Genomic DNA, 21,465 nt, shown 5'->3' with positions numbered 1-21,465 from the left:
TGACGTGGGTGCCAGGCTGCGGAAGGAGACCATATGCGCACGGTTGCCGAACATCTCAATCTCTGTCTGGAACAGGTCGCGCCGCTCGCGCCCCTCGACGTGCTTCTGCCCGACACCGTCGGCTGCGTGCTGGCCGAAGATGTCGTCGCCCCCTTCGATCGCCCTGTCGTCGACCAGGCGACGTGCGACGGCTACGCGGTGCGCTCCCACGACATCGTTGGCGCCCGTCCCACGGAGGCCGCCACTCTCGAGGTACTCGGCGAGCTGCGCGCAGGCGACACCTCCCCGGCCTCCCTGATCCCCGGAGCCGCAATGCGGATCGCCTCGGGCGCACCCATCCCGGCCGGAGCCGACACCGTCGTCGCCCTGGAAACGACCGACCAGGACATGCGCCGCGTCTCCATTCACGGCGAGGTCCCCGTCGGCTCGAACATCCTGCGCCGCGGCCAAGACGTCAGCCAGGGCACGGAAATTCTCACCTCGGGCATGCGCATCGATGCGCGCCAGGTCGCCCTCCTCGCCGGAGTCGGTCGCCTGCGCGTGCGCGTGCACCCCAAGCCCCGCGTCGTCGTCGTCTCCATCGGCGACGAACTCGTCGAACCCGGCCAAGCCGGCGGGATCGGCACCGTCTTCGACGCCAACGGCCACGCGCTCGCCTGCGCCGTCGCCGACGCCGGCGCCCAGACGTTCCGCGTCGCGGCTGTCCCCGACGAACACGACACGCTGCGCCGCGTCCTCCACGATCAGCTCGTGCGCGCCGACGTTCTCGTCACCACCGGTGGGCTGTCCTACGGGGCGGGGGACACCGTCAAGGAGGTCCTCTCGCCGCTGGGCACCGTTCGCTTCGACAACGTCGCCATGACCCCGGGCAAGCAATTCGGCATCGGCACCGTCGAGGGCGTGCCCATCTTCTGCCTCCCCGGCGATCCCGTCGCGGCTCAGATCGGCTACGAGATCTTCGTTCGACCCGCCCTGCGCAAGATGGCGGGCTGGACCGACTACTACCGCCCCGCCATCATGGCGAAGGTCGACCGCGGATGGGAATCGCCGGCCGGGCGACGCGAATTCGTTCGCGTCCGCGTCACGGGAACCCCCGACGCCGGCTACGACGCCGTTCTCACCGGCGACCACGATCGACTCCTCCTGTCCGCGCTCGCGCGCGCGAACGCGCTCGCGGTGGTCCCCGAAGACGTCACTCACGTCAACGCCGGCGACGAGTTCTACTGCATGGTCCTCGATTGAGCACGCGCATCGGCGACTGGTGGTGGCAGACCACCCATCCTCCCCTCGAGGCGCGTGAAGAGAACGTCGTTGGGCGCGGCCTCATCCGCTCTGGCGCGGACACGATCAGCACCGTCAGCATTCGTGAGATGCGCGGCGAGGACTTCGCCACCGTCGAGCGGGTGCGTCTCGATAACCGCCGCTGGCTGGCGCCGTGGGATGCGACCGTCGCGCCCGGCTATCCCACGACGGTGCCGAGCATGAGCGAATACGCGCGCTATGCGCGCGGCCTCGTGCGGCGGCAGTTGTTGCTGCCGCTTGCCGTGTGCGTCGATGATGAACAGATCGGCCAGATCACAATTTTCGATATCGTTCGCGGCGCGTGCCACTCGGGGGCGATTGGGTATTGGGTGAGTGAGTCTGTTGCCCGTCGTGGCATCATGACGCTCGCCTTATCGATGGCGTTGGACGTCGCATTTGTCGATCTCGGTTTGCATCGTGTCGAAATCAATATCTGTCCGTCGAATGCCCCCTCGTTGGGGCTGGCGCGCAAGCTGGGAATGCGCCACGAGGGCGTGCGTCGACGCTACATTCACATCGGGTCGCACTGGGCAGACCACGTCTCTTTTGCCCTCACGGCCGAAGATATTCCCGAGGGCGGTTTTGTGCACGCACTGACGCGTGGGCGATAAGCATGAGGAATGCGGGGCGTATGTGGCTTCTGTGACTTTCTCATGCGGTGAGTAAGTGTGGTAAAAGACAACACACCGATTCTCCTCGCGCGTACGTGTTCTTGCGTCGCTTAGCCTGGGTGACGTGAACTTTCTGGGCCTCGTTGTTGCTGCATGTGGCCTGTTGGGCGCTGTCGTGGTTTTTCCCTGTTTTCTCATCGAGAAACTTCGGCAAAGCGAGGTTCGGGCGGCGAGCCGGGTTCCCGGTCGCGAGCACGTGCTGGATACATCCGGCCTGATGCACCGAGGAGTTCACGCGACGGGCGGTGGGGTGATCCACCAGGGGCGAAAAGGACGAACGATGGGTCAAGGAACACAGCAGGGACGCCTGGCGGCGTTGGCTGACGAGCGCGCTCGTTACGCCGCCTCGATTACTCGGCGAGCGGCAGCCGCGAAGCGGCGCCTCGCGCTGGCGGTGGCGCTGACGGTCGCCGCCGCGGTGCTGGCCGTGTTGGCCGCGACGAGCGTCCTCGCGTGGGGCTGGGTCGCAGTCCCGCTCGCCGCGCTCGTCGCCACCCTCGTGCTCGGCGCGCGAGCGACAAAGGTCGGCCGAGATAACGACGCCATCATGGAGGCGCGCATTGAGCGCCTGCGTCACGAGGCGCGCACGGGTGAGCGTGCCCAGCGTGACTCGCGGGCCTCGCGCGACCTTGGCCACGCGGCTCTGGACTCCGCCAGGGGAGCGTTGAAGGGCCGCCGCGCCGATGACGCTGAGGCGGTATCAGCGGCTGGCGAGGGTCAGGTCATCCAGCTGACGCCGATGAACCAGGACGCTCCGAGCCGCGACGCCGAGGACAACCGCGAGGTCGCCGCGACGGCTGGGCCGGCGCCGCGGGCGAAGGTTGCTCACGTCGACGCCGCGAGCGACGACGAGTCCGTCGCTGTTTCTGTGCCGCGCGCGAAGGCGAGCGAGTCAGTCACCGATCCCTTCTCGAAGCCGCTGACTCCCATGCCTCTGCCACGCGTGATGACCCCGATGCGCCCGATGATCCAGTCCTCTGACATCGACACGAAGGAACTGCTGCGCCAGCAGCGCAGCGAGGTCGCCGCCCGGATCCCGTTTAGGCCCACGCGTCCGGTCACGCCCGAGGGCGTGCCGATGACGTCCGCTGAAGTCGCGGCTGGTGGGCGAGTCCAGTTCAGCGTCGACGACATCATCACGCGTCGCTGCGTCGGGGACTGAGAATCCACATAGGAACGTCATGCGGGCGACCCCGGCCGGGGTCGCCCGCGTCGTATGTGTGCGCGCAGCGAAGATGGATAGAAAAACCGCCCCTCACACGGAGGGGCGGTACCTGTACGCCACCGGGGACTCGAACCCCGAACCCACTGATTAAGAGTCAGTTGCTCTGCCAGTTGAGCTAGTGGCGCAAACAAGCAACGATCGAAGATCGTCGTACGCCACCGGGGACTCGAACCCCGAACCCACTGATTAAGAGTCAGTTGCTCTGCCAGTTGAGCTAGTGGCGCCTTGCGAACGCACACTCACTGTAGTGGCATCGCCCGCGGTGCGGCAAATCGCTCGGCCCTAGTGCGCTGGAAGTCACAGGCGGGGCCGTGGCGGGCGCGTGCTCGCGACGGCCGCTAAAGTGAGGATCGATCTGTCACATCAGCGCGCGGAGGAGCCGTATGACGACCCACGTTGACCCCCTAGCACCGAGCGAGCGGGAGCTAGCTGGCGGGATTCGCCGCGCTAGTGCGCTCGGCCTCGTCGCCTTGTCCCTCATCGGGACGATCGCCTCGGCGCTGCTGCTGCGCACCGGCGTCTTTTATGCCTCCCACCCGGACGCGAGCCTCGCGTGTGACGTCAATCCGCTGATCGGATGCTCGTCCTCGTTGCAGGCTCCGGAGGGGCACCTCTTCGGGGTGCCCAACGCGCTGGTGGGGACGATCGGATTCGCCCTGTTCCTCGGCATCGCCATCGTGCTCGCCTGCGGGCGGCGCGTTCCGCGGCTGCTGTGGGGGCTCATCGGGCTTGGATGCCTGGCCGGGTGCGTGTGGATCGTGTGGTTCCTCTACCTGTCAGTGACCACCTTCCGCTCGCTGTGCCCGTATTGCCTCGTCGTGTGGGTGGTGACGATCCCCCTGACCTGCATCGTGTGGTCGCATCTGGCGCGCACCCGCCGAGCCGGTTCGCCCGAGGGAATGCGGCGGATTCTGTTGCAGGCGCGGTGGCTCATCGTCATCGTCGTCTACGCGGCGATCATCGCGACGGTCGCCGTCGGTCTGGCCGACAAGGTGGCGTTGGTGCTGTGAGCGCGTCGGCGCGCGCGTGGGACTCGGCCGTCACCCAGGACTACGTCAAGCACATCTATTCGGCGACGGAGTGGGGCGGCAAGCCGATATCGGTGACGGGGTTGGCTGCCCGCGTGGGGGTGACGGCGTCGACGGCGTCGGAGACCGTGCGGCGCCTCGCCGACGCCGGCCTGGTCGAGCACACCCCCTACCGTGGTGTCGAGTTGACCGCGGCTGGGCAGGAACGCGCACTCGTCATGATTCGCCGCCACCGTGTCGTCGAAACCTACCTGCATGCGCGGTTGGGCTACGACTGGGACGAGGTGCATGAGGAGGCTGAAGCGCTCGAGCATGCGGTGAGTGATCGCCTCATCGAGCGCATGGATGCCGAACTCGGCCATCCGGCCACCGATCCCCACGGCGATCCCATTCCCTCGGCTGGTGGTGCGGTTGATTACCCGGCGTATGTCGACCTGACCAAGCTGGGGCAGGGGCGCTCGTCCGTCGTATTGCGGATCTCCGATCACGAGCCCGCGCTGTTGAGGTTCTTCGAGGAGCACGGCGTCCGCCCGGGCATCACTGTGTGCATCGCCGAGGAGCGCGAGTATGCCGGGACCATCGTCGTCGAGGTGGGCGACGGGGGTGTGGACAGTCTCGAGCTGGCACCGCAGGCCGCCCAGGCGGTGTGGGTGCGCGCCTAGGCACCGGGTGCCGCCTCGCAGACGTGGTCGGTCTCGCCGGCGGCGCGCAGCGCGGCGCGGATCCGCTCGCACGCCTCGGCGATGTCCTCCGGATCGCCGGGCGTAGCGCCGTCGAGGCGCAGCTGCGACTGGTCGCGCAACGGGATGAGGTGGATGTGCAGGTGGGGGACGTCGAAGCCGGCGACGATCTGGCCGACGCGAGCACCGCCGCACGCCTCCAGCTGCGCGCGCGAAATGATCTGGGCAACGCGGGCCATGTGGGCGACCGTCTCGGGCGGAGCCTGCCAGTAGGATTCCACCGGCTCGCGCGGAACGAGGAGGAGGTGGCCTGGCTGCACGGGTTCGATGGTCGCGAATGCCACGCAGGTCTCGTCAGCCCACACGAAGGTGCCAGGAATGCTGCCGTTGATGATCTGGGTAAAAACCGTCTCCATGGCTCCACTCTAAGGTGCCGGCCCCGTCGGGGAGGCGTCGTAGGTGTGCCTGGGTAAACGAAGGGTGAGAACCGATGGGCGAGGGCGACCTCAATAATCTGGAGTCACTCAGAAAACTTGATTTATTCCAGAAAAGGAGTAGTGTTGAGGGCATCAGTCGGGAAACCGAGACGCGTGAGAAAGGAATAGACATGGCTAAGGTCACCGTGGAACAGGCTCTGCAGCAGGCGGTCGTCGACCTCATCGAGCTGTCCCTGCGCGGCAAGCAGATGCACTGGAACATTCAGGGCGATAACTTCCGTTCGCTCCACCTCCACCTCGACGAGATCATTGACCAGGTCCGCCTCGACGGTGACGAGGCCGCTGAGCGCCTCATCACGATCGGCACGGCCCCCGACGGGCGCGCCGAGACGGTCGCGAAGACGACGACGCTTCAGCCCGTGGCCGAAGGCATCCTGTCGACCGACAAGGTCTACCAGCAGATGGAGGCCGACCTCCTGAGCGTCTCCGAGACGATCAAGGCCACCCTTGACGCCGTTGACGAGGCCGATCCGTTGACCGGCGACCTCCTCATCGGCATCTGCCGCAACCTCGAGAAGCAGGCGTGGATGCTGCGCGCTCAGGGCAAGTAAGCCACACGCACGATCGGGGCAGGGCCGGGCGGACCGGTTCCTGCCCCGAGGTGTATGTGCGCTAATGTGAGGCTGGCCGACAGGAGCATCACACACGAGGGGAATGTCGCATGACCGAGGGCGCAATCGACCAGACGGCGCATCGCTACACGGCCGAACTGGCCGGGCGCATCGAGCAGGCGTGGCAGGCTCGATGGAGCGATGAGGGGTCCTTCCATGCGGACAATCCAACCGGCACCCTTGCCGGCCCCCTGGCCGAGCACCCGCCGTTCTTCCTCCTTGACATGTTCCCCTATCCCTCGGGCAAGGGACTGCACGTCGGCCACCCGCTCGGCTACATCGCGACCGACGTCGTCGCCCGCTACAACCGCATGCAGGGTAAGAACGTCCTGTACACGATGGGGTTCGACGCGTTTGGCCTGCCGGCCGAGCAGTACGCCGTTCAAACCGGCCAGCATCCGGCCATCACGACGCGCGACAACATCGCGAACATCAAGTCTCAGCTGGCTCGCCTGGGTCTCTCTCACGACCTGCGTCGCTCGTTCGCGACGACCGATCCCGACTACGTCAAGTGGACGCAGTGGATCTTCCTACAGATTTTCAACTCGTGGTACGACCCCGAGGCTCCACACGCCGACGGTTCGACCGGGACGGCTCGTCCCATCAGTGAGCTCGTCGAGGAGTTCGCCCGGGGCACGCGCCCCACGCCCGACGGCCGCGCCTGGGCCGATCTCGACGAGCGCGAGCGCGCCCGCATCCTCGACGGGTACCGTCTGGCCTACGTCAGCGAGGCACCCGTCAACTGGTGCCCGGGTCTGGGCACGGTCCTCGCTGACGAAGAGGTGACCAACGAGGGGCGTTCCGAACGCGGAAACTACCCCGTGTTCAAGACCAAGCTGCGCCAGTGGATGATGCGGATGACGGCCTATGCCGACCGCCTGGCCGAAGACCTCGACCTCGTCGATTGGCCCGACAAGGTCCGCACGATGCAACGCAACTGGATCGGCAAGTCCCACGGCGCGACCGTGCGTTTCGGCGTTCCCGCCGGCGATGGTCGCGAGGCGAGCGACCTTGAGGTCTACACGACCCGACCCGACACCCTGTTCGGCGCGACGTTCATGGTCATTGCGCCCGAACACCCGCTGGTGGGTGCCCCCGACGCGGCCGGTACCGACCTGCGTGTGCCCGCGGCGTGGCCGGAGGGAACGCGTGAGGCGTGGACCGGCGGATACGCGTCCCCGGCCGAGGCCGTCGATGCCTACCGCGCCCAGGCGCGAGCGAAGACCGAGAAGGAACGCAGCGAGGACAGCACCGAGAAGACCGGCGTCTTCACCGGCATCTACGCGACGAATCCGGTCAACGGCCGTCCGACGCCGATTTTCGTCGCCGACTACGTCCTCATGGGATACGGCACCGGCGCGATCATGGCGGTGCCCGCTCATGACGACCGCGACTGGGCATTTGCCAAGCGCTTTGACCTCGACATCATCACGACGATCTCGCCCGGTGACGAGTGGGACGGCGAGACCGCGTGGACCGGCGATGGCGTCATCGAGAACTCGGCGAACGACGAGATTTCGCTGAACGGCCTGGGCAAGACCGACGCGATCGCCGCGATGACAACGTGGCTCGAACAGCGCGGGCTGGGCGAGGCGACGACGACCTATCGTCTGCGCGATTGGCTGTTCTCGCGCCAGCGCTTCTGGGGCGAGCCGTTCCCCGTCGTCCACGGCGAAGACGGGCGCGTTCACGCGCTGCCCGAGTCGATGCTGCCCATTGAGCTGCCCGAGCTCGACGATTTCACGCCGCGCACGTTCGATCCCGATGATGCGCACTCGCAGCCGGCCTCGCCGCTCACGCGCGCCGAGGACTGGGTGAGGGTCGAGCTCGACCTGGGCGAGGGCCTGCAAACCTATTATCGCGACACGAACACCATGCCGAACTGGGCGGGTTCGTGCTACTACGAGATCCGCTACCTCGATCCCGCCGACGATGCCCGGCTGGTCGCCGACGAGACCGAGCGCTACTGGATGGGGCCGCGCGAGGGCAAGCCCGGCGGCGGCGCCGACCTGTACGTCGGTGGCGTCGAGCACGCGGTCCTCCACCTGCTCTATGCCCGGTTCTGGCAGAAGGTCCTCTACGACCTCGGTATCGTCTCGGCGAAGGAACCGTTCCACCACCTGTTTAACCAGGGAATGATCGAGGCCTACGCCTACGTCGATTCGCGCGGCCAGTACGTTCCCGCCGACGAGGTCGAGGGCGACGAGACCGACGGGTTCACGTGGCAGGGCCAACCCGTCGAGCGTCAGTACGGCAAGATGGGCAAGTCGCTGAAGAACATCGTCACCCCCGACGACATGTGCGCGACCTACGGGGCCGACACGTTCCGCCTCTACGAGATGTCGATGGGTCCCCTCGACATGTCGCGGCCGTGGGAGACGCGCGCCGTCGTCGGCTCGTATCGCTTCTGCCAGCGGCTGTGGCGCAACGTCATCGACGAGGCGACGGGCGAGGTCACGGTCGTCGATGACGCGCCCTCGCGCGAGACGGCGAAGCTCGTTGCCCGCACGATTGCCGACGTCACCGAGGAATACAACAACCTGCGCATCAACACGGCCATCGCGAAGATGATTGTCTTGAACAATCACCTCGTGTCGCTGCCGAAGGTGCCGCGCGCGGCGATCGAGCCGCTCATCCTCATGGTCGCCCCCATCGCCCCTCACATCGCCGAGGAGCTGTGGGCGCGCCTGGGACACGAGGGCACGCTCGTGCACACCCCGTTCCCCGAGGTCGTCGACCCGACCCTGTTGGAGGACGACACCGTCACGTGTGTCGTCCAGATCAACGGCAAGGTCAAGTACCGCATCGAGGTTTCGCCCTCGATCGACGCCGAGGAGCTGCAGGCCCAGGCCCTGGCTGCCCCGCCGGTTGTGCGCGCGCTGGACGGTCGCGATCCGCTGAAGACCATCGTGCGGGCGCCTAAGCTGGTGAACGTCGTGGTGCCGAAGGAGAAGTAAGCGGACGAGGAGGTCCTCATGGCGGCGAAAACATGGGAGCTGCGATCCGGAGACGATCGCGCGGTCATATCGGCATCCGGTGCCGTCGCGCTGTCGTGGGTTGTCGCGCGCGACGACGGCGAGTGCGAACTCCTTGACGGATATCGCGACTCGACCGAGCACGCGGAGCTGCACGGATATCGCAACGCCGTGCTCGCCCCGTGGTCGAACCGAATCCGCGATGCGCGATTCGGCTTCGGGGGCCGCGACGTCGATCTCGGGCCCGACGAGGCCGGTGTGCGCGAAGCCCTCCACGGTCTCGTGTGCGGCAACGACTTTGTCGAACTCGTTGCCGAGGAGGACCGGGTCGTTCTGGCTAGCCAGATTGCGGCGGGGGAGTACCCGTGGAGCCTCCAGGTCCACGTTGAGTACCGGCTTGTCGGTGTCGGTGCCCACCGCCTCGATATGGAGATGCGCGTGGCCAATACCGGCCACGAGGAGGCACCCGTGACGCTGGGATGGCACCCCTACCTGCGTCATCTCGGCCCCAAGGAGCTCGGCAGCATCCGCGTGCCCGCGGCGACGATCGTGCGCAACGACGCCGCCAACGTCCCCCTGCCCGCCGATGCGGCGTTCGTCTCTGCCCGCGACGCGATTGGAGCGGACGGGCGCGTGTGCGACACAGAGACCAGGGCCTCGATCATCGGCGGCGATATCATCCTGGCGGCTCCTGCCGGACTCGATCACGCGTTCACCGACCTGCATCGCGACGGCGACGGGTGGGCGCGCGCCGAGGTCACCCACGGCGACGGCTCACGAGTCCTCGTCGAGTTCGCGCCCGAGCAGCTCGGGCGCGGGGTCGGTGTGTTTCACGTCTTCACCGGCGAGGTTGTCCCCGAGCGCGCCGGCGAATCCGTGGCCGTCGAGCCGTGCCTGATGATGACCGACGCGTTCAATCGTGACGAATGCGCCGACGTCATCGGCCTGGCACCCGGAGCCGTTCGGACGCTGCGGGCCGGACTCGTCTTCAGCGAGACGGCGAGCTAGCCCCACCGCGGGAGGCGGGCGAGCGCTGTCCCCATCACCCAAGAATTTCCCCGCCAGCCGGGACGAACCGGAGCGCTGATCGGTCCGGGGGCGCGGGTCCCTATTGTCGGGCGCATGAGTGCGCATCGATCGCGAGCGGCCCGGCTGGGTCGATTCATTCGGCAGGGGTGGGAGGACCGGCGAGCGAGTACGCCCGGCGGCGACGCTGAGTCGCAGCGGTGGCGCTGGACGCCTGCGCCGTGGTCGGTCGCCGTCCTCCTCGCGGCCCTCGTCGTCGTTGCCATCGCCGCGGGACTGGCCCATTCGACAACCCCGGTCTCCTCGCCGAGGACTGCCCCGACAGTGGCACGCTCCCCAAGCCCTGCCAGCGTATCCACGCCTGCTGGCACTCCGGGGGCTGCCACGGACGTCCTCGTCGTTCACGTCGTCGGGCACGTACGCACGCCCGGCCTCGTCAAGCTGCCCGACGGGGCGCGTGTCGCCGACGCTGTGGCGAGCGCGGGCGGGCCGACCGAGAGCGCGGATCTGTCCCAGATCAACCTCGCGCGCCCGCTCACCGACGGCGAGCAGCTGCGGGTCGCTGGGATCGGGGAGGAACCACTGGCGCCCGATCAACCAGGCGCCCCGGCGGGAGCGGCCAGCGCGGGCGAGGGCGGGGCGGTCAATCTCAACACGGCCGATCTCGCCGCCTTGGAGACGCTACCGGGGATCGGCCCCGCCCTGGCGCAGCGCATCATCGACCATCGCGAGGAAAACGGCAGATTCACCAGCGTTGATGACCTGACCCAGGTCAGCGGCATCGGGACGAAGACTCTCGACCGGTTGCGCGACAAGGTGTGCGTGTGAGCCGCATCGTCGACGCCCGGCTCGTGCCCGCCGCCGCGGCGATGTGGCTGGGCACGCTTGCCGGCCTAGCCAGAGCACCTGCATGGCTCGCCCTCGCCGGCGTCGTCACCGCGGGCGGCATCGGTGCCATCCGCCGCGCGGGAAGCAGTCGGTGGCTCGTGGTCCTCGCCCTCGGCGCATTCGCCGTGGGCATCTGCATCGGCAGCGCACAGCTTCACAGGGAACATGTCGATCCGCTGGCCCGGGCGCTGGCACGTGAGACCTCGTCCGTGACGGCGACGCTGACGGGCACGGTGGTCCAGCCCTGGCGCGAGGTCTCCGGCGGCTCCTACATGGTGACTCTCGACGCTGACACTGCCACCGTTACCGACTGGGGCACCCACCCGACTCGGGTTCGCGTGCGCCTGTTCACCCGCACTCCCGCCGGCACCCTGACGATGGGGCAGCGCATCCGCGTCGCAGCGCGGCTCACTGAGGTACGTCGCGGGCAGGCGACTGGGCGAGCGCTCTCGGCCCCACGGGTCCTCGCCACTCCCACGGGTGCGAGATGGCGAGGTGATATCCACGCGGCCGCAATCGAGGCGTGGGGCGCGACTCGCCAACCCGAACGCGGTCTCGGACTGGGGATGACCCTGGGAATGACCGATCGCATCGACGCCGGCCTCAACGCGGCGATGGCGCGGGCCAGTCTGTCCCACCTGACTGCCGTCTCCGGTCTCCACCTCGCCCACGTCGCCGGCCTCGCGCTTGCCCTCACCGCGCCGCTACCTCGACGTTCGCGCGCCCTCGCGGCTGCCCTCCTCATCGGCGGTTATATCGGACTCGTCGCCCCCACCGGCTCGGTGATTCGCGCGACCGCCATGACAGTGCTGTCACTGGGCGGCCTAGTCCTCAAACGGCCCCACGCGGGTGTGCCCGCGCTCGCGGCCGCGACCCTCGTCATCCTCGGCTGTTGCCCGCGTCTGGCCACCGACATCGGCTTCGCCCTCTCGGTCGTCGCGACGGCATCGATTCTGCTCGCATCGCGAGCGGTGAGCTCCTGGCTCGTCGATCACGGCCTGGGCCCGGCTCTCGCGCAGGCGCTCGCCGTGCCCGCGTGCGCGCAACTCGCGTGCACACCGTTGCTCGTGCTGTTGCGTCCGCAGCTGCCGCTGCTGGCGGTCGTGGCCAACGTCGTCGCCGCGCCGTTCGTTGCCCCGGTGATGCTCGCCGGCCTCGGCGTCGTCGCGTTCGCACCGTGGTGGCCGCAGGCGGGGCGCTGCCTGGCGTGGTGCGCCCAGTGGCCGCTGCGTCCGATCGCGTGGGTCGCCACGCACGTGAGCATCGACCTGCCGTGGGCGAGCGGCGCAGCCGGGGCGTTGCTCGCGCTCGGGGCGTGCGTGTGCGGCGGTTACCTGTGGTGGCAGACCGACCCCGTGGCGCAGGTGCGCCTCACCGTGCGGCGCTGGCGTTTGCTTCGCGGGCAGTGGCGCGCAGGTGAAAAGTGAGGGCGGTTAGTGGCAGTCTTGAGCCATGGCGAGAAAGACCGCGCTCCCCGGCGTCCCGTGGGACCAGGCACGCCTGGCGCCTATCGTCCTCATTCGCAGCAGCGAGGACCTGCTGGCGGATCGGGCCGTGGCGGCGTTGCGTGCCCAGGCGCGCGAAGAGGATCCGGCGGTCGAGATCACCCGGATCGATGCCGCATCGTATGCGGCCGGGCAGCTGTCGGTGTACGCATCTCCGTCGCTGTTCGGCGAGCGGCGTCTCATCGAGATTGCCCAGCTGGAGAGCATGAACGATCATTTGCTCGCCGACCTCCTCGACTACATTCCTGACCCGGTCCCCGACGTGTGGGTGGTTCTTCGCCACAATGGCGGGCAGCGGGGCAAGCGCGTGCTCGACGCGTTGTCCGCCGCGCGCGTCGCCCAGGTTGCGTGCCCGGAAGTGAAGTGGCCGCGCGACAAGATCGCCCTGCTCATGGCCGATGCCAAACGCGCGCGGCGCCGGCTCGCCCCCGAGGCAGCGAGCGCGCTCGTCGATGCCCTGGGATCGGACGTGTCGTCGATGGCGGCGGCGCTCAACCAGCTGCTCGCCGATACTGAGGGCACGATCGGCATCGAGGATGTTCGCCGCTACCACGGGGGACGCGTCGAGGCGACGGGGTTTGAGGTCGCCGACGCGGCGGTGACCGGGCGCGCAGCGGAGGCGCTGACGTTGACGCGTCACGCCGTGCAAACGGGCGCGGCGCCTCAGCTCATCATCGCCGCCCTCGCTATCCGGCTACGCACGCTGGCGAAAGTCGCCGGGGCCGCGCCCGCCAGCGATGCACGTGCGCTGGGGATGTCGCCGACTCAGCTGCGCAAGGCACGCGAACAGGTTCGCGGCTGGAGCGAAGAGGGACTCGCCCGGGCGATCACCGCGGTCGCGGCGGGTGACGAAGATACCAAAGGGGCGTCGCGCGATCCTGCGTTCGCGCTCGAACGGACGGTGCGCCGCGTCGTCCAGGCCCACGGACGGAGAGGACCCGCATGGCGCTAGATCCCACTGTCAAAAGAATCGGCACGCGATTGCTGCGGGCGCTGTCGTCACAGGCGCAGCGTGCTCTGCGCGACGCGACGCGCGAGCAGCGGAAGCGACCGGCATCGCGGCCGGCTTCGTCGCAGCCGCGAACGCGCGTGCTCGATACCTCCCGCGGGCTGCCGCCCTTCACCTACGCGCCTGAGCGCGACGGTGACGCCGATCCCGGCGAGGTGTGTTGGGCGTGGGTTCCCTACGAGGAGGACCCCTCGCAGGGCAAGGATCGTCCGGTCCTGGTGCTTGCTCGCTACAACCGGCAGCTCATCGTCGCCCAGATGACGTCGAAGGATCACGTTCACCGCGGTGCGCCCGAGCGTGACCGCGCGGGGCGCGTGTGGATGGATATCGGCACGGGGGAATGGGACCGCCAGCGCCGCCCCTCCGAGGTCCGGCTCGACCGCCTGCTCATCGTCGATCCCTCCGCCATTCGTCGCGAGGGGGCGAGCCTGGATCGCACCATGTTCGACTCCGTCGTGCGGCGCCTGCACGAGATCCACGACGCGTAAGCAGTCTCACGGTAGCCGCCTCGATGAGGCCGTGCCTCACCTGCTAGTGTGGTCGCGGGTGTGTTGGCCGGTCGGGTCTGGCGCACCCAGTTACGGCCTACCACGGGGTGCCCCACGCCCTAGTCCCGGTTGTAGCGATCCCCTCTACCGACCAAGTTAGTTACGCACAGAGAGTTGACTAGTGGCAAACATTAAGTCTCAGAAGAAGCGCATCAAGACCAACGAGAAGCGCCGTCAGCGCAACCGTTCGGTCAAGTCCGAGCTGCGCACGTTCGTCCGCAAGACGCGTGAAGCCATTGAGGGTGGCGACAAGCAGCTGGCTGAAGATGCTCTGCGCGTTGTCAGCCGCAAGCTCGACAAGGCGGTGTCGAAGGGCATCATTCACCGCAACCAGGCGGCCAATCGCAAGTCGAAGCTGGCCCACCAGGTGAACAAGATGGACTAGGCGTTTCCGCGTCACTCACAACCGCCTCGGGTTTCCGGGGCGGTTGTGTTCATTCGGGAACGCGTGCGCAGGGAGACATATGAGCGAGTCAGAGCGCGCATCGGTGCGCATCGACCGGTGGGTGTGGGCTGTTCGCTGCTACAAGACGCGATCGGCAGCGACGAGCGCGTGTCGCGCCGGTCACGTCGCGATCAATTCCCAGGTCGTCAAAGCCGCGGCGCCGGTGCGGGTGGGCGACCGAGTGCGGGTGCGCATCGGCGGGTTCGACCGTGACCTCGAGGTGACGAAGCTCCTCGACAAGCGCGTCAGCGCTCCGCTCGCCCGCGAGGCCTACGTTGACCACACGCCGCCGAGGCTTCCGCGCATCGCCGTGCCGGCACCGATCGTGCGCGACAAGGGCGCGGGACGTCCGACGAAGAAGGAACGCAGGGAACTCGACCGCCTCATGGGACGCAACCCCAATTCTGGGCGCCGCGATTCCTAGCGCGGCCGTTGCCTGACACCGCCGCGACGCTGAGGGTGGCGGGGCATGTGAGACACTGAGGGCGCGTGTAATGAAAGGGACATACTCAGTGAGTGAGCAGACTCCAGGACTTACGATCCCGGCGGCGACCGACCCCGCGGTGATCCGTAACTTTTGCATCATCGCCCACATCGATCACGGCAAGTCGACGTTGGCCGACCGCATGCTTCAACGCACGGGCATCGTCTCGGAACGGCAGATGCGCGCCCAGTACCTGGACCGCCTCGACATTGAGCGCGAACGCGGTATCACGATCAAGTCCCAGGCCGTGCGCATGCCGTGGACCGTTGACGGGCGCGCTTACGCCCTCAACATGATCGACACCCCCGGCCACGTCGACTTTTCCTACGAGGTCTCTCGTTCTCTCGCCGCGTGCGAGGGTGCGCTGCTGCTCGTCGATTCCTCGCAGGGGATCGAGGCCCAGACGTTGGCGAACCTGTACATGGCGATGGAAAACGACCTCGCCATCATCCCCGTGCTCAACAAGATCGACCTGCCCGCGGCCCAACCCGAGCGCTGCGCCGATGAACTCGCCGGCCTGCTCGGCATTGACCCGTCCGAGTGCCTGCTGACCTCGGCAAAGACCGGCGAGGGGGTTGAGGAGCTGCTCGACCGCATCGTCGCCGAGGTCCCGGCTCCCGCCGGTGATCCGAATGCCCCGGCGCGCGCGATGATCTTCGACTCGGTCTACGACACCTATCGCGGCGTCGTCACCTACGTTCGCGTCGTCGACGGCAAGCTGGAGCCGCGCCGCGACATCGAGATGATGTCGACGAAGGCGCGTCACGAGTTGCAAGAGATTGGTGTCATCAGCCCCGAACCGACACCCTCGCAGGGCCTGGGAGTCGGCGAGGTCGGCTACCTCATCACCGGGGTGAAGGACGTGCGGGCCTCGCGCGTCGGCGACACGGTCACGCGCGCGGACGCGCCGGCCGAGGAGGAGGTCGCGGGATACGAGGACCCGCAGCCGATGGTGTTCTCGGGCATCTATCCCATCGACGGTGCCGACTTCCCCGATCTGCGCGAGGCGCTGGACAAGCTGCGCCTCAACGACGCGGCGATCACGTACGAACCCGAGACCTCGGTCGCCCTGGGATTTGGTTTCCGCTGCGGCTTCCTCGGCCTGTTGCACCTGGAGATCACGAAGGAGCGTCTCGACCGCGAATTCGGGCTCTCGATCATCGCGACGGCTCCGTCGGTCGTCTACGAGGTGCGTCGCGAGGACGGCGAGATCGTCTCGGTGACGAACCCCTCGGAATTCCCCGACGGCAAGATCGCCGAGATCCGCGAACCCGTCGTGGCGGCGACGGTACTGACTCCCTCCGATTACGTCGGTGCGGTCATGGAGCTGTGTCAGTCGCGGCGTGGCCGCATGAACGGCATGGACTACCTCTCGCCCGAACGCGTCGAGATGCGCTACACCCTGCCCCTGGCCGAGATCGTCTTCGACTTCTTCGATCACTTGAAGTCGCGCACGCGCGGGTACGCCTCGCTCGACTACCACGAGTCCGGGGACCAGGCCGCCGACCTGGTCAAGGTCGACATTCTGCTCAACGGCGACCAAATCGACGCGTTCTCGGCGATCGTCCACAAGGACGCCGCCTACGCCTACGGGGTGCGCATGTGCAAGCGCCTGAAGGAGCTCATTCCCCGCCAGCAGTTCGAGATTCCCGTGCAGGCGGCCATCGGCTCGCGCGTCATCGCCCGCCAGACGATTAAGGCGCTGCGCAAGGACATGCTCGCCAAGTGCTACGGCGGCGACATCACGCGCAAGCGCAAGCTGCTGGAGAAGCAGAAAGAGGGCAAGAAGCGGATGAAGGCCATCGGCTCGGTCGAGGTGCCGCAGGAAGCCTTCGTCGCGGCGCTGACGTCGGATACGCCGGAGGGGAAGAAGAAGTGAACGAGGCCCAGCCGTTCATGGCGCGCACGAAGTCGTTCGTCTCCCGGGCGCGCCATCTCTCGCCGTCCCTGCAGCAGACGTGGGATGCCCACGCGGGTGACTACGTCATCGACATCCCCCGCGGTAGTGGCGAGACGATGGTGGCCGAGGACGCCCCGAGGCTGAACTGGCGCCAGGTGTTCGGGCGCGAGTCGGTGGTGCGCTGCGAGATCGGTTCGGGAAACGGCGACCAGATCGTCGGGGCCGCCGCGGCCCACCCCGAACGCGATTACGTGGCGTTCGAGGTCTACCACCCAGGCGTCGCGAAGACGGTGGCCAAGGCGCACAAGGCCGGCCTCACCAATCTGCGCATCATCGAGGCCGACGCCCAACACGCCATTCCGATCATTTTCGATGACCACTGCCTTGACGAGCTGTGGGTGTTTTTCCCTGACCCGTGGCGCAAGTCCCGTCACCATAAGCGTCGCCTCGTCCAACCCGCCTTCGCCGCCGAGGTCGGGCGGATCCTGCGCCCGGGCGGACTGTGGCGGCTGGCGACCGACTGGGCCGACTACGCCTTTCAGATGCGCACGGTCGTCGAGGACTCGCCGTTTTTCACCAATCCCTATGCGGGGATGAACCCGGATCCGGCCGATCCCGAGGGCGAGCGCGGGGGATTCGCGCCGCGCTGGGACGGGCGCGTGCTGACGAATTTTGAACGCCGCGGCGTCGAGGCGGGGCGCGTCGTGCGCGACGTGTGCGGTCAGCGGGTGCCGTGAGCACGTTCGGCGTTTACGTGCACGTGCCGTTTTGCACGGTGCGGTGCGGCTACTGCGACTTCAATACGTACACGGTGGGATTTGGCGAGGGCGCCGAGCCGGACACGTACGCGGCGAGCATCGAGCGCGAGCTCGCCCAGGCGACAGCGAGCGGCCTCACCCGCGTCGCCGACACCGTCTACCTCGGCGGGGGCACGCCCTCGCTGCTGCCGGCGGACGAGCTCGAGCGCATCCTCGACAGCGTGCGTCGCCGCGTCGGCGTGCGGGCGGGCGCGGAAGTGTCGATGGAAGCCAACCCCGACACCGTCACGCCCGAGGCGGCGCGGCGGTGGGCGCGCGCCGGGGTGACCCGGGTGTCGATGGGCATGCAGTCGGCGGTCTCCCACGTATTGCGCACGCTGGAGCGCACGCACCGACCCGAGTCGATTCCCGCCGCCGTGGCCGCCGTGCGCGAGGCGGGTATGGACGTCTCGCTCGACCTCATCTACGGCACGCCGGGGGAATCGCTGGCCGATTGGGAGGCGTCGCTGCGCGCCGTCATCGGGTTGGTGCCCGACCACATTTCGGCCTACGGCCTCGTCGTCGAAGAGGGGACGAAGATGGGGCGCCTCGTGCGCACCGGCGTCCTGCCCGCGCCCGACGATGACGACGAGGCGATGAAGTATCGCCTGGCCGACGGGCTGCTGGGCGAGGCCGGGTATCGATGGTACGAGATCTCGAACTGGGCGCGCCCCGATGAGGACGAGGCCGATCTCACGGATGCGTGCGACCTCAGGCACGTTTCGCGCCACAACCTCGCCTATTGGCGCGAGGGCGAGTGGTGGGGATGCGGACCCGGCGCGCATTCCTTCGTGGGCGGGCGGCGCTGGTGGAACGTCAAGCACCCGCGCGCGTATGCAGCGCGCCTGCGTGCGGGGGAGAGTCCCCGGGCCGGGGAGGAAACCCCCGATGCCGAGGCCCGTCGCCTCGAACACCTCATGCTGGGCATCCGCTTGAGCTCGGGACTGGCGTGGGCTGATGCGGGCGCCAGCAGCGGCGGGGACCACCTCAGAGACCTTGTCAGCGCGGGATACGTGAGCCTGCGGCGCGGGGGAGTGGCCGTGTCGATGAGCGAGGTGTGCGACGACGACCGCGTCGTTCTCACCCTGAAGGGGCGCCTCCTCGCCGACGAGGTGACGCGTCGGCTGGCTTTCGGCTGACGGTGCCGCGTAGCGATTTTGTGTCAACGGGTTCACACGAGCGCGGCTCTCGCGTTATCCTTAACTGGAAAAGTTCAAGACTTTTGGGAGGATCCATATGATCGATCGTCACCCCGACAACTCGGGTCGCACGGACGCGGCCGCCTCGACCCTCATGAACGGTGCGCCGGCGACGTCCGAGCGCCACTCGCTCACCGCCGGCGCGAACGGCCCGACGATGCTGCACGACGTCACCTTCGTCGAGACCATGGCGCACTTCGACCGCGAGCGCGTGCCCGAGCGCGTCGTCCACGCCAAGGGCGCGGGCGCGTTTGGTGAGTTCGAGTGCACGGCGGACGTCTCGGCCTACACGAAGGCGGCGCTGTTCCGCAAGGGTGTGACGACGCCGATGTTTGCCCGCTTCTCGACGGTCGCCGGTGAGCAGGGCTCGCCCGACACGTGGCGCGATCCGCGCGGGTTTGCGCTGAAGTTCTACACCAGTGAGGGCAACTACGACCTCGTCGGCAACAACACGCCGATCTTCTTCATCCGCGACGCCATGCGGTTCCCGCACTTCATCCACTCGCAGAAGCGTCGCGGTGCCACGGGCCTGCGCGACCACCACATGCAGTGGGATTTCTGGACGTCCTCGCCCGAGTCGGCCCACCAGGTTACCTACCTCATGGGCATGCGCGGGATTCCCAAGACCTACCGTCATATGAACGGTTACGGCTCGCACACGTACATGTGGGTCAATGAGGCCGGGGAGCGTTTCTGGGTCAAGTACGCGTTCATTTCGGATCAGGGCGTTGAGGGCCTGACGGACGCCGAGGCCGAGAAGCTGGCGGGCAGCCAGCCCGACGCCCACCGCGCGGACCTCTATGAGGCGATCGAGCGCGGCGAGTTCCCGTCGTGGACGCTCTACGTCCAGGTGATCCCGTACGAGGATGCGAAGAACTACAAGATCAACATCTTCGATGTGACGAAGACGGTGCCGCTGGCCGATTACCCGCGCATCGAGGTCGGCCGGATGACGCTGAACCGCATTCCCGATAACTTCTTTGCCGAGGTCGAGCAGGCGGCGTTCGCCCCGTCGAACCTCGTTCCCGGCATCGGGCTGAGCCCGGACAAGATGCTGCTGGGGCGCGTGTTCTCCTACGCCGACACCCAGCGCCACCGCATCGGTGCGAACTACCAGCAGCTGCCGGTCAACGCCGCGCGGGTGCCGGTGAATACGTACCAGCAGGATGGGCCGATGGCCTACACCCACAACGACGATCAGTGCGTCCACGCGCCGAACACGACGGGTCGCGGCTACGCCGATGCCCCGGCTTCCGCCGAGGAGACGTGGGGCCTGGATGATCCCGAGTTGGTCCGCGACTGGCAGCCGATTCAGTCCGACATGGATGACGACTTCACCCAGGCGGGCATCCTGGTTCGCGACGTCATGAGTGATGCCGAGCGCGACGAATTCGTGGCGACGGTTGCGCGCCACCTGCTCGCCGGAGTTCACGGCGACGTGCTCGAGCGCGCCTTCGAGTACTGGAAGAACGTCGACGCCGAGACGGGCCAGCGCATCGAAGATGCCGTGCGCGCCGGTGGTGACGCCTAAGCGCTAGCGCGCATCCGCGGGCGATATCGCGGCGGGATGGGGAGCGGCTCCGCACGGGGTCGCTCCCCATCGTCGTCAGCGGGTGCCCGGTGCCGTGACGAAGTCGATGAGTTCTTCCACGCGGCCAAGCAGCGCGGGGGAGAGATCGCGCCAGTCGCGCACGCGCGCCGCAGGATTCGCTGCCACCCGGCTGCGACGTCCGCGTGGTCGGCGTGGGGCCACCCGAGGTGGCATAGGGTGCCAATCTTGATGTCGGTGCCGCGGGGAATGTCGGGCCAGGCCGCCAGCCCGACGCGCTCGGGGGCGATGGCCTGCCAGATGTCGACGAAGGGGTGGCCCGAGATCAGCAGGGCGTCCTCGCCCCAGCGCCGCCGCAGGGCCTCGGCCAGTCGCGTCTCTTTCGATCCCGTGACGAGGTGGTCGAGGAGGATGCCGGCGCGCCGATCGGGAGTCGGGGAGAAGTCGGCGAGGACGGCCTCGAGGTTGTCGGCACCGTGGAGCAGCTCGACGACGACGCCGGCGACGCGCAGGTCGTCGCCCCACACGTGTTCGACGAGTTCGGCGTCGTGGCGTCCCTCGACCCACAGGCGCGAGGCTCGGGCAACTCTGGCGGGGGCGTCGGCGACGCGGCGCGATCCCGAGTTGGTGAGCTCTCGAGACGTCGCGCTCGGCGGCCCCGAACGCGCTTGCACGGCGCGAGGACGCACGAGTTCGACAGGCTTGCCGTCGATCCAGAACCCGGGCCCAAGCGGGAACGCGCGGACCCGGCCCAGGCGATCCTCCAGGTCGACGACGATGGCGCCGCCCGATTTGTAGACCCGCAGCACGGCGCCGACGAAGCCCGTCGTCGGGTCCTCGACGACGACGCCGGGCCGCGCCTCAACCTGCGTAATCGGTTTCAGGTGGGAGCGGCGAAAGTCCGAGGCTAGCACGTCGGGTCCATAACGATCTCTCACGCAGCCATCGTAGAGCCCGCCCGCGGGCGCGTCCCGCAGCGGCGTGGCATACTGGCACCGACACAGTAGTGCTCCGGGGTCGGTGTAAGTCCGAACCGGCGGTAAAAGTCCGCGACCCGCTTCGGCGGCTGATCCGGTGGAAGTCCGGAACCGACGGTGAAAGTCCGGATGGGAGGAGCAGTCAGTGC

General features: G+C 67.9%; 19 protein-coding genes, 2 tRNA genes, 1 pseudogene and 1 riboswitch. Of the genes and pseudogenes, 18 read left to right on the top strand and 4 right to left on the bottom strand.

The features are described 5' to 3' along the window. Positions 1–33: 33 nt before the first annotated feature. From H8R18_RS06155 to H8R18_RS06145, 3 genes are all read left to right on the top strand, one after another. Positions 34–1,242: a molybdopterin molybdotransferase MoeA gene (locus tag H8R18_RS06155; RefSeq protein ID WP_191071189.1), complete on the top strand. Its 1,209-nt coding sequence runs from the start codon at positions 34–36 to the stop codon at positions 1,240–1,242. Next, the gene (locus H8R18_RS06150) at positions 1,239–1,913 is read left to right on the top strand and encodes a GNAT family N-acetyltransferase (protein WP_191071188.1); all 675 of its coding nucleotides are present in this window, start codon (positions 1,239–1,241) and stop codon (positions 1,911–1,913) included. The genes H8R18_RS06155 and H8R18_RS06150 overlap by 4 nt, the downstream gene beginning before the upstream one ends. Positions 1,914–2,253: 340 nt before the next feature. Then, complete coding sequence (locus tag H8R18_RS06145) at positions 2,254–3,135, top strand: hypothetical protein (protein WP_191071187.1); 882 nt, start codon at positions 2,254–2,256, stop codon at positions 3,133–3,135. A 115-nt stretch (positions 3,136–3,250) separates the two neighbouring features. On the opposite strand, the gene H8R18_RS06140 is transcribed toward H8R18_RS06145, so the two are convergent. Then, a tRNA-Lys gene (locus H8R18_RS06140) sits at positions 3,251–3,323 on the bottom strand. A gap of 26 nt (positions 3,324–3,349) precedes the next feature. Beyond that, positions 3,350–3,422 (bottom strand) — tRNA-Lys (locus tag H8R18_RS06135). A 159-nt stretch (positions 3,423–3,581) separates the two neighbouring features. Here H8R18_RS06135 and H8R18_RS06130 point away from each other — a divergent pair. Together H8R18_RS06130 and H8R18_RS06125 are read left to right on the top strand one after the other, a co-directional pair. Then, the gene (locus tag H8R18_RS06130; protein WP_191071186.1) at positions 3,582–4,208 is read left to right on the top strand and encodes a vitamin K epoxide reductase family protein; all 627 of its coding nucleotides are present in this window, start codon (positions 3,582–3,584) and stop codon (positions 4,206–4,208) included. Beyond that, positions 4,205–4,888: a metal-dependent transcriptional regulator gene (locus H8R18_RS06125; RefSeq protein WP_191071185.1), complete on the top strand. Its 684-nt coding sequence runs from the start codon at positions 4,205–4,207 to the stop codon at positions 4,886–4,888. The genes H8R18_RS06130 and H8R18_RS06125 overlap by 4 nt, the downstream gene beginning before the upstream one ends. Here H8R18_RS06125 and H8R18_RS06120 read toward each other — a convergent pair. Continuing rightward, a complete protein-coding gene (locus H8R18_RS06120; protein ID WP_191071184.1) occupies positions 4,885–5,322 on the bottom strand; it encodes an HIT family protein in 438 nt (145 codons plus the stop codon). The genes H8R18_RS06125 and H8R18_RS06120 overlap by 4 nt on opposite strands. Before the next feature lie 191 nt (positions 5,323–5,513). Here H8R18_RS06120 and H8R18_RS06115 point away from each other — a divergent pair, with 191 nt between their 5' ends. The 13 genes from H8R18_RS06115 to H8R18_RS06055 all read left to right on the top strand — a co-directional run bounded on the left by H8R18_RS06115 (position 5,514) and on the right by H8R18_RS06055 (position 20,321). After that, entirely contained in the window at positions 5,514–5,954 is a 441-nt protein-coding gene (locus H8R18_RS06115; protein WP_191071183.1) for a Dps family protein, read from the top strand. Between the two features lie 110 nt (positions 5,955–6,064). Then, the gene (locus H8R18_RS06110; RefSeq protein ID WP_191071182.1) at positions 6,065–8,971 is read left to right on the top strand and encodes a leucine--tRNA ligase; all 2,907 of its coding nucleotides are present in this window, start codon (positions 6,065–6,067) and stop codon (positions 8,969–8,971) included. Between the two features lie 18 nt (positions 8,972–8,989). After that, positions 8,990–9,997: an aldose 1-epimerase gene (locus H8R18_RS06105; protein WP_191071181.1), complete on the top strand. Its 1,008-nt coding sequence runs from the start codon at positions 8,990–8,992 to the stop codon at positions 9,995–9,997. 114 nt (positions 9,998–10,111) lie between these two features. Further along, positions 10,112–10,843 (top strand): ComEA family DNA-binding protein, encoded by a 732-nt coding sequence (locus H8R18_RS06100; protein ID WP_191071180.1) that lies wholly within the window; start codon positions 10,112–10,114, stop codon positions 10,841–10,843. After that, a complete protein-coding gene (locus H8R18_RS06095; RefSeq protein ID WP_191071179.1) occupies positions 10,840–12,330 on the top strand; it encodes a ComEC/Rec2 family competence protein in 1,491 nt (496 codons plus the stop codon). Before H8R18_RS06100 ends, H8R18_RS06095 begins: the two co-directional genes overlap by 4 nt. A 25-nt stretch (positions 12,331–12,355) precedes the next feature. Then, positions 12,356–13,360, top strand: a complete 1,005-nt coding sequence (gene holA / locus H8R18_RS06090; RefSeq protein ID WP_191071178.1) for a DNA polymerase III subunit delta — start codon at positions 12,356–12,358, stop codon at positions 13,358–13,360. Beyond that, positions 13,351–13,905 carry a type II toxin-antitoxin system PemK/MazF family toxin gene (locus H8R18_RS06085; RefSeq protein ID WP_191071177.1) on the top strand — a complete coding sequence of 185 codons (555 nt, stop codon included), beginning with the start codon at positions 13,351–13,353 and terminating at the stop codon, positions 13,903–13,905. The genes holA and H8R18_RS06085 overlap by 10 nt, the downstream gene beginning before the upstream one ends. A 181-nt stretch (positions 13,906–14,086) precedes the next feature. Further along, positions 14,087–14,350, top strand: a complete 264-nt coding sequence (gene rpsT / locus H8R18_RS06080; protein ID WP_191071176.1) for a 30S ribosomal protein S20 — start codon at positions 14,087–14,089, stop codon at positions 14,348–14,350. Positions 14,351–14,429: 79 nt separating this feature from the next. Then, positions 14,430–14,834 (top strand): RNA-binding S4 domain-containing protein, encoded by a 405-nt coding sequence (locus H8R18_RS06075; RefSeq protein ID WP_191071175.1) that lies wholly within the window; start codon positions 14,430–14,432, stop codon positions 14,832–14,834. Positions 14,835–14,922: 88 nt separating this feature from the next. Beyond that, on the top strand, positions 14,923–16,773 hold the full coding sequence (gene lepA / locus H8R18_RS06070; protein WP_227712774.1) for a translation elongation factor 4: 1,851 nt from the start codon (positions 14,923–14,925) through the stop codon (positions 16,771–16,773). After that, complete coding sequence (trmB, locus tag H8R18_RS06065; protein WP_420826891.1) at positions 16,770–17,531, top strand: tRNA (guanosine(46)-N7)-methyltransferase TrmB; 762 nt, start codon at positions 16,770–16,772, stop codon at positions 17,529–17,531. The genes lepA and trmB overlap by 4 nt, the downstream gene beginning before the upstream one ends. Next, positions 17,528–18,730 carry a radical SAM family heme chaperone HemW gene (hemW, locus tag H8R18_RS06060; protein WP_227712773.1) on the top strand — a complete coding sequence of 401 codons (1,203 nt, stop codon included), beginning with the start codon at positions 17,528–17,530 and terminating at the stop codon, positions 18,728–18,730. The genes trmB and hemW overlap by 4 nt, the downstream gene beginning before the upstream one ends. 97 nt (positions 18,731–18,827) lie before the next feature. Continuing rightward, on the top strand, positions 18,828–20,321 hold the full coding sequence (locus H8R18_RS06055) for a catalase (RefSeq protein WP_191071172.1): 1,494 nt from the start codon (positions 18,828–18,830) through the stop codon (positions 20,319–20,321). Positions 20,322–20,396: 75 nt separating this feature from the next. On the opposite strand, the pseudogene H8R18_RS06050 reads toward H8R18_RS06055, so the two are convergent. Next, positions 20,397–21,253, bottom strand: a pseudogene (locus H8R18_RS06050) (DUF3097 family protein). 89 nt (positions 21,254–21,342) lie between these two features. Beyond that, a riboswitch (FMN riboswitch) is annotated at positions 21,343–21,461 on the top strand. Positions 21,462–21,465 lie beyond the last annotated feature (4 nt).

Source organism: Nanchangia anserum (assembly GCF_015240065.1).
Classification (GTDB): Bacteria; Actinomycetota; Actinomycetes; order Actinomycetales; family Actinomycetaceae; genus Nanchangia; species Nanchangia anserum.
The sequence above is the reverse complement of the archived record's forward strand: the minus strand, read 5'-3'. Positions and strand labels throughout refer to the sequence as shown.

Coding starts and splice junctions, on each gene's coding strand:
- H8R18_RS06055 (WP_191071172.1), top strand. CDS start 18,828: ATGATCGATCGTCACCCCGACAACTCGGGTCGCACGGACGCGGCCGCC.
- H8R18_RS06145 (WP_191071187.1), top strand. CDS start 2,254: ATGGGTCAAGGAACACAGCAGGGACGCCTGGCGGCGTTGGCTGACGAG.
- H8R18_RS06115 (WP_191071183.1), top strand. CDS start 5,514: ATGGCTAAGGTCACCGTGGAACAGGCTCTGCAGCAGGCGGTCGTCGAC.
- H8R18_RS06155 (WP_191071189.1), top strand. CDS start 34: ATGCGCACGGTTGCCGAACATCTCAATCTCTGTCTGGAACAGGTCGCG.
- H8R18_RS06085 (WP_191071177.1), top strand. CDS start 13,351: ATGGCGCTAGATCCCACTGTCAAAAGAATCGGCACGCGATTGCTGCGG.
- H8R18_RS06110 (WP_191071182.1), top strand. CDS start 6,065: ATGACCGAGGGCGCAATCGACCAGACGGCGCATCGCTACACGGCCGAA.
- H8R18_RS06130 (WP_191071186.1), top strand. CDS start 3,582: ATGACGACCCACGTTGACCCCCTAGCACCGAGCGAGCGGGAGCTAGCT.
- H8R18_RS06105 (WP_191071181.1), top strand. CDS start 8,990: ATGGCGGCGAAAACATGGGAGCTGCGATCCGGAGACGATCGCGCGGTC.
- holA (WP_191071178.1), top strand. CDS start 12,356: ATGGCGAGAAAGACCGCGCTCCCCGGCGTCCCGTGGGACCAGGCACGC.
- H8R18_RS06120 (WP_191071184.1), bottom strand. CDS start 5,322: ATGGAGACGGTTTTTACCCAGATCATCAACGGCAGCATTCCTGGCACC.
- H8R18_RS06100 (WP_191071180.1), top strand. CDS start 10,112: ATGAGTGCGCATCGATCGCGAGCGGCCCGGCTGGGTCGATTCATTCGG.
- H8R18_RS06075 (WP_191071175.1), top strand. CDS start 14,430: ATGAGCGAGTCAGAGCGCGCATCGGTGCGCATCGACCGGTGGGTGTGG.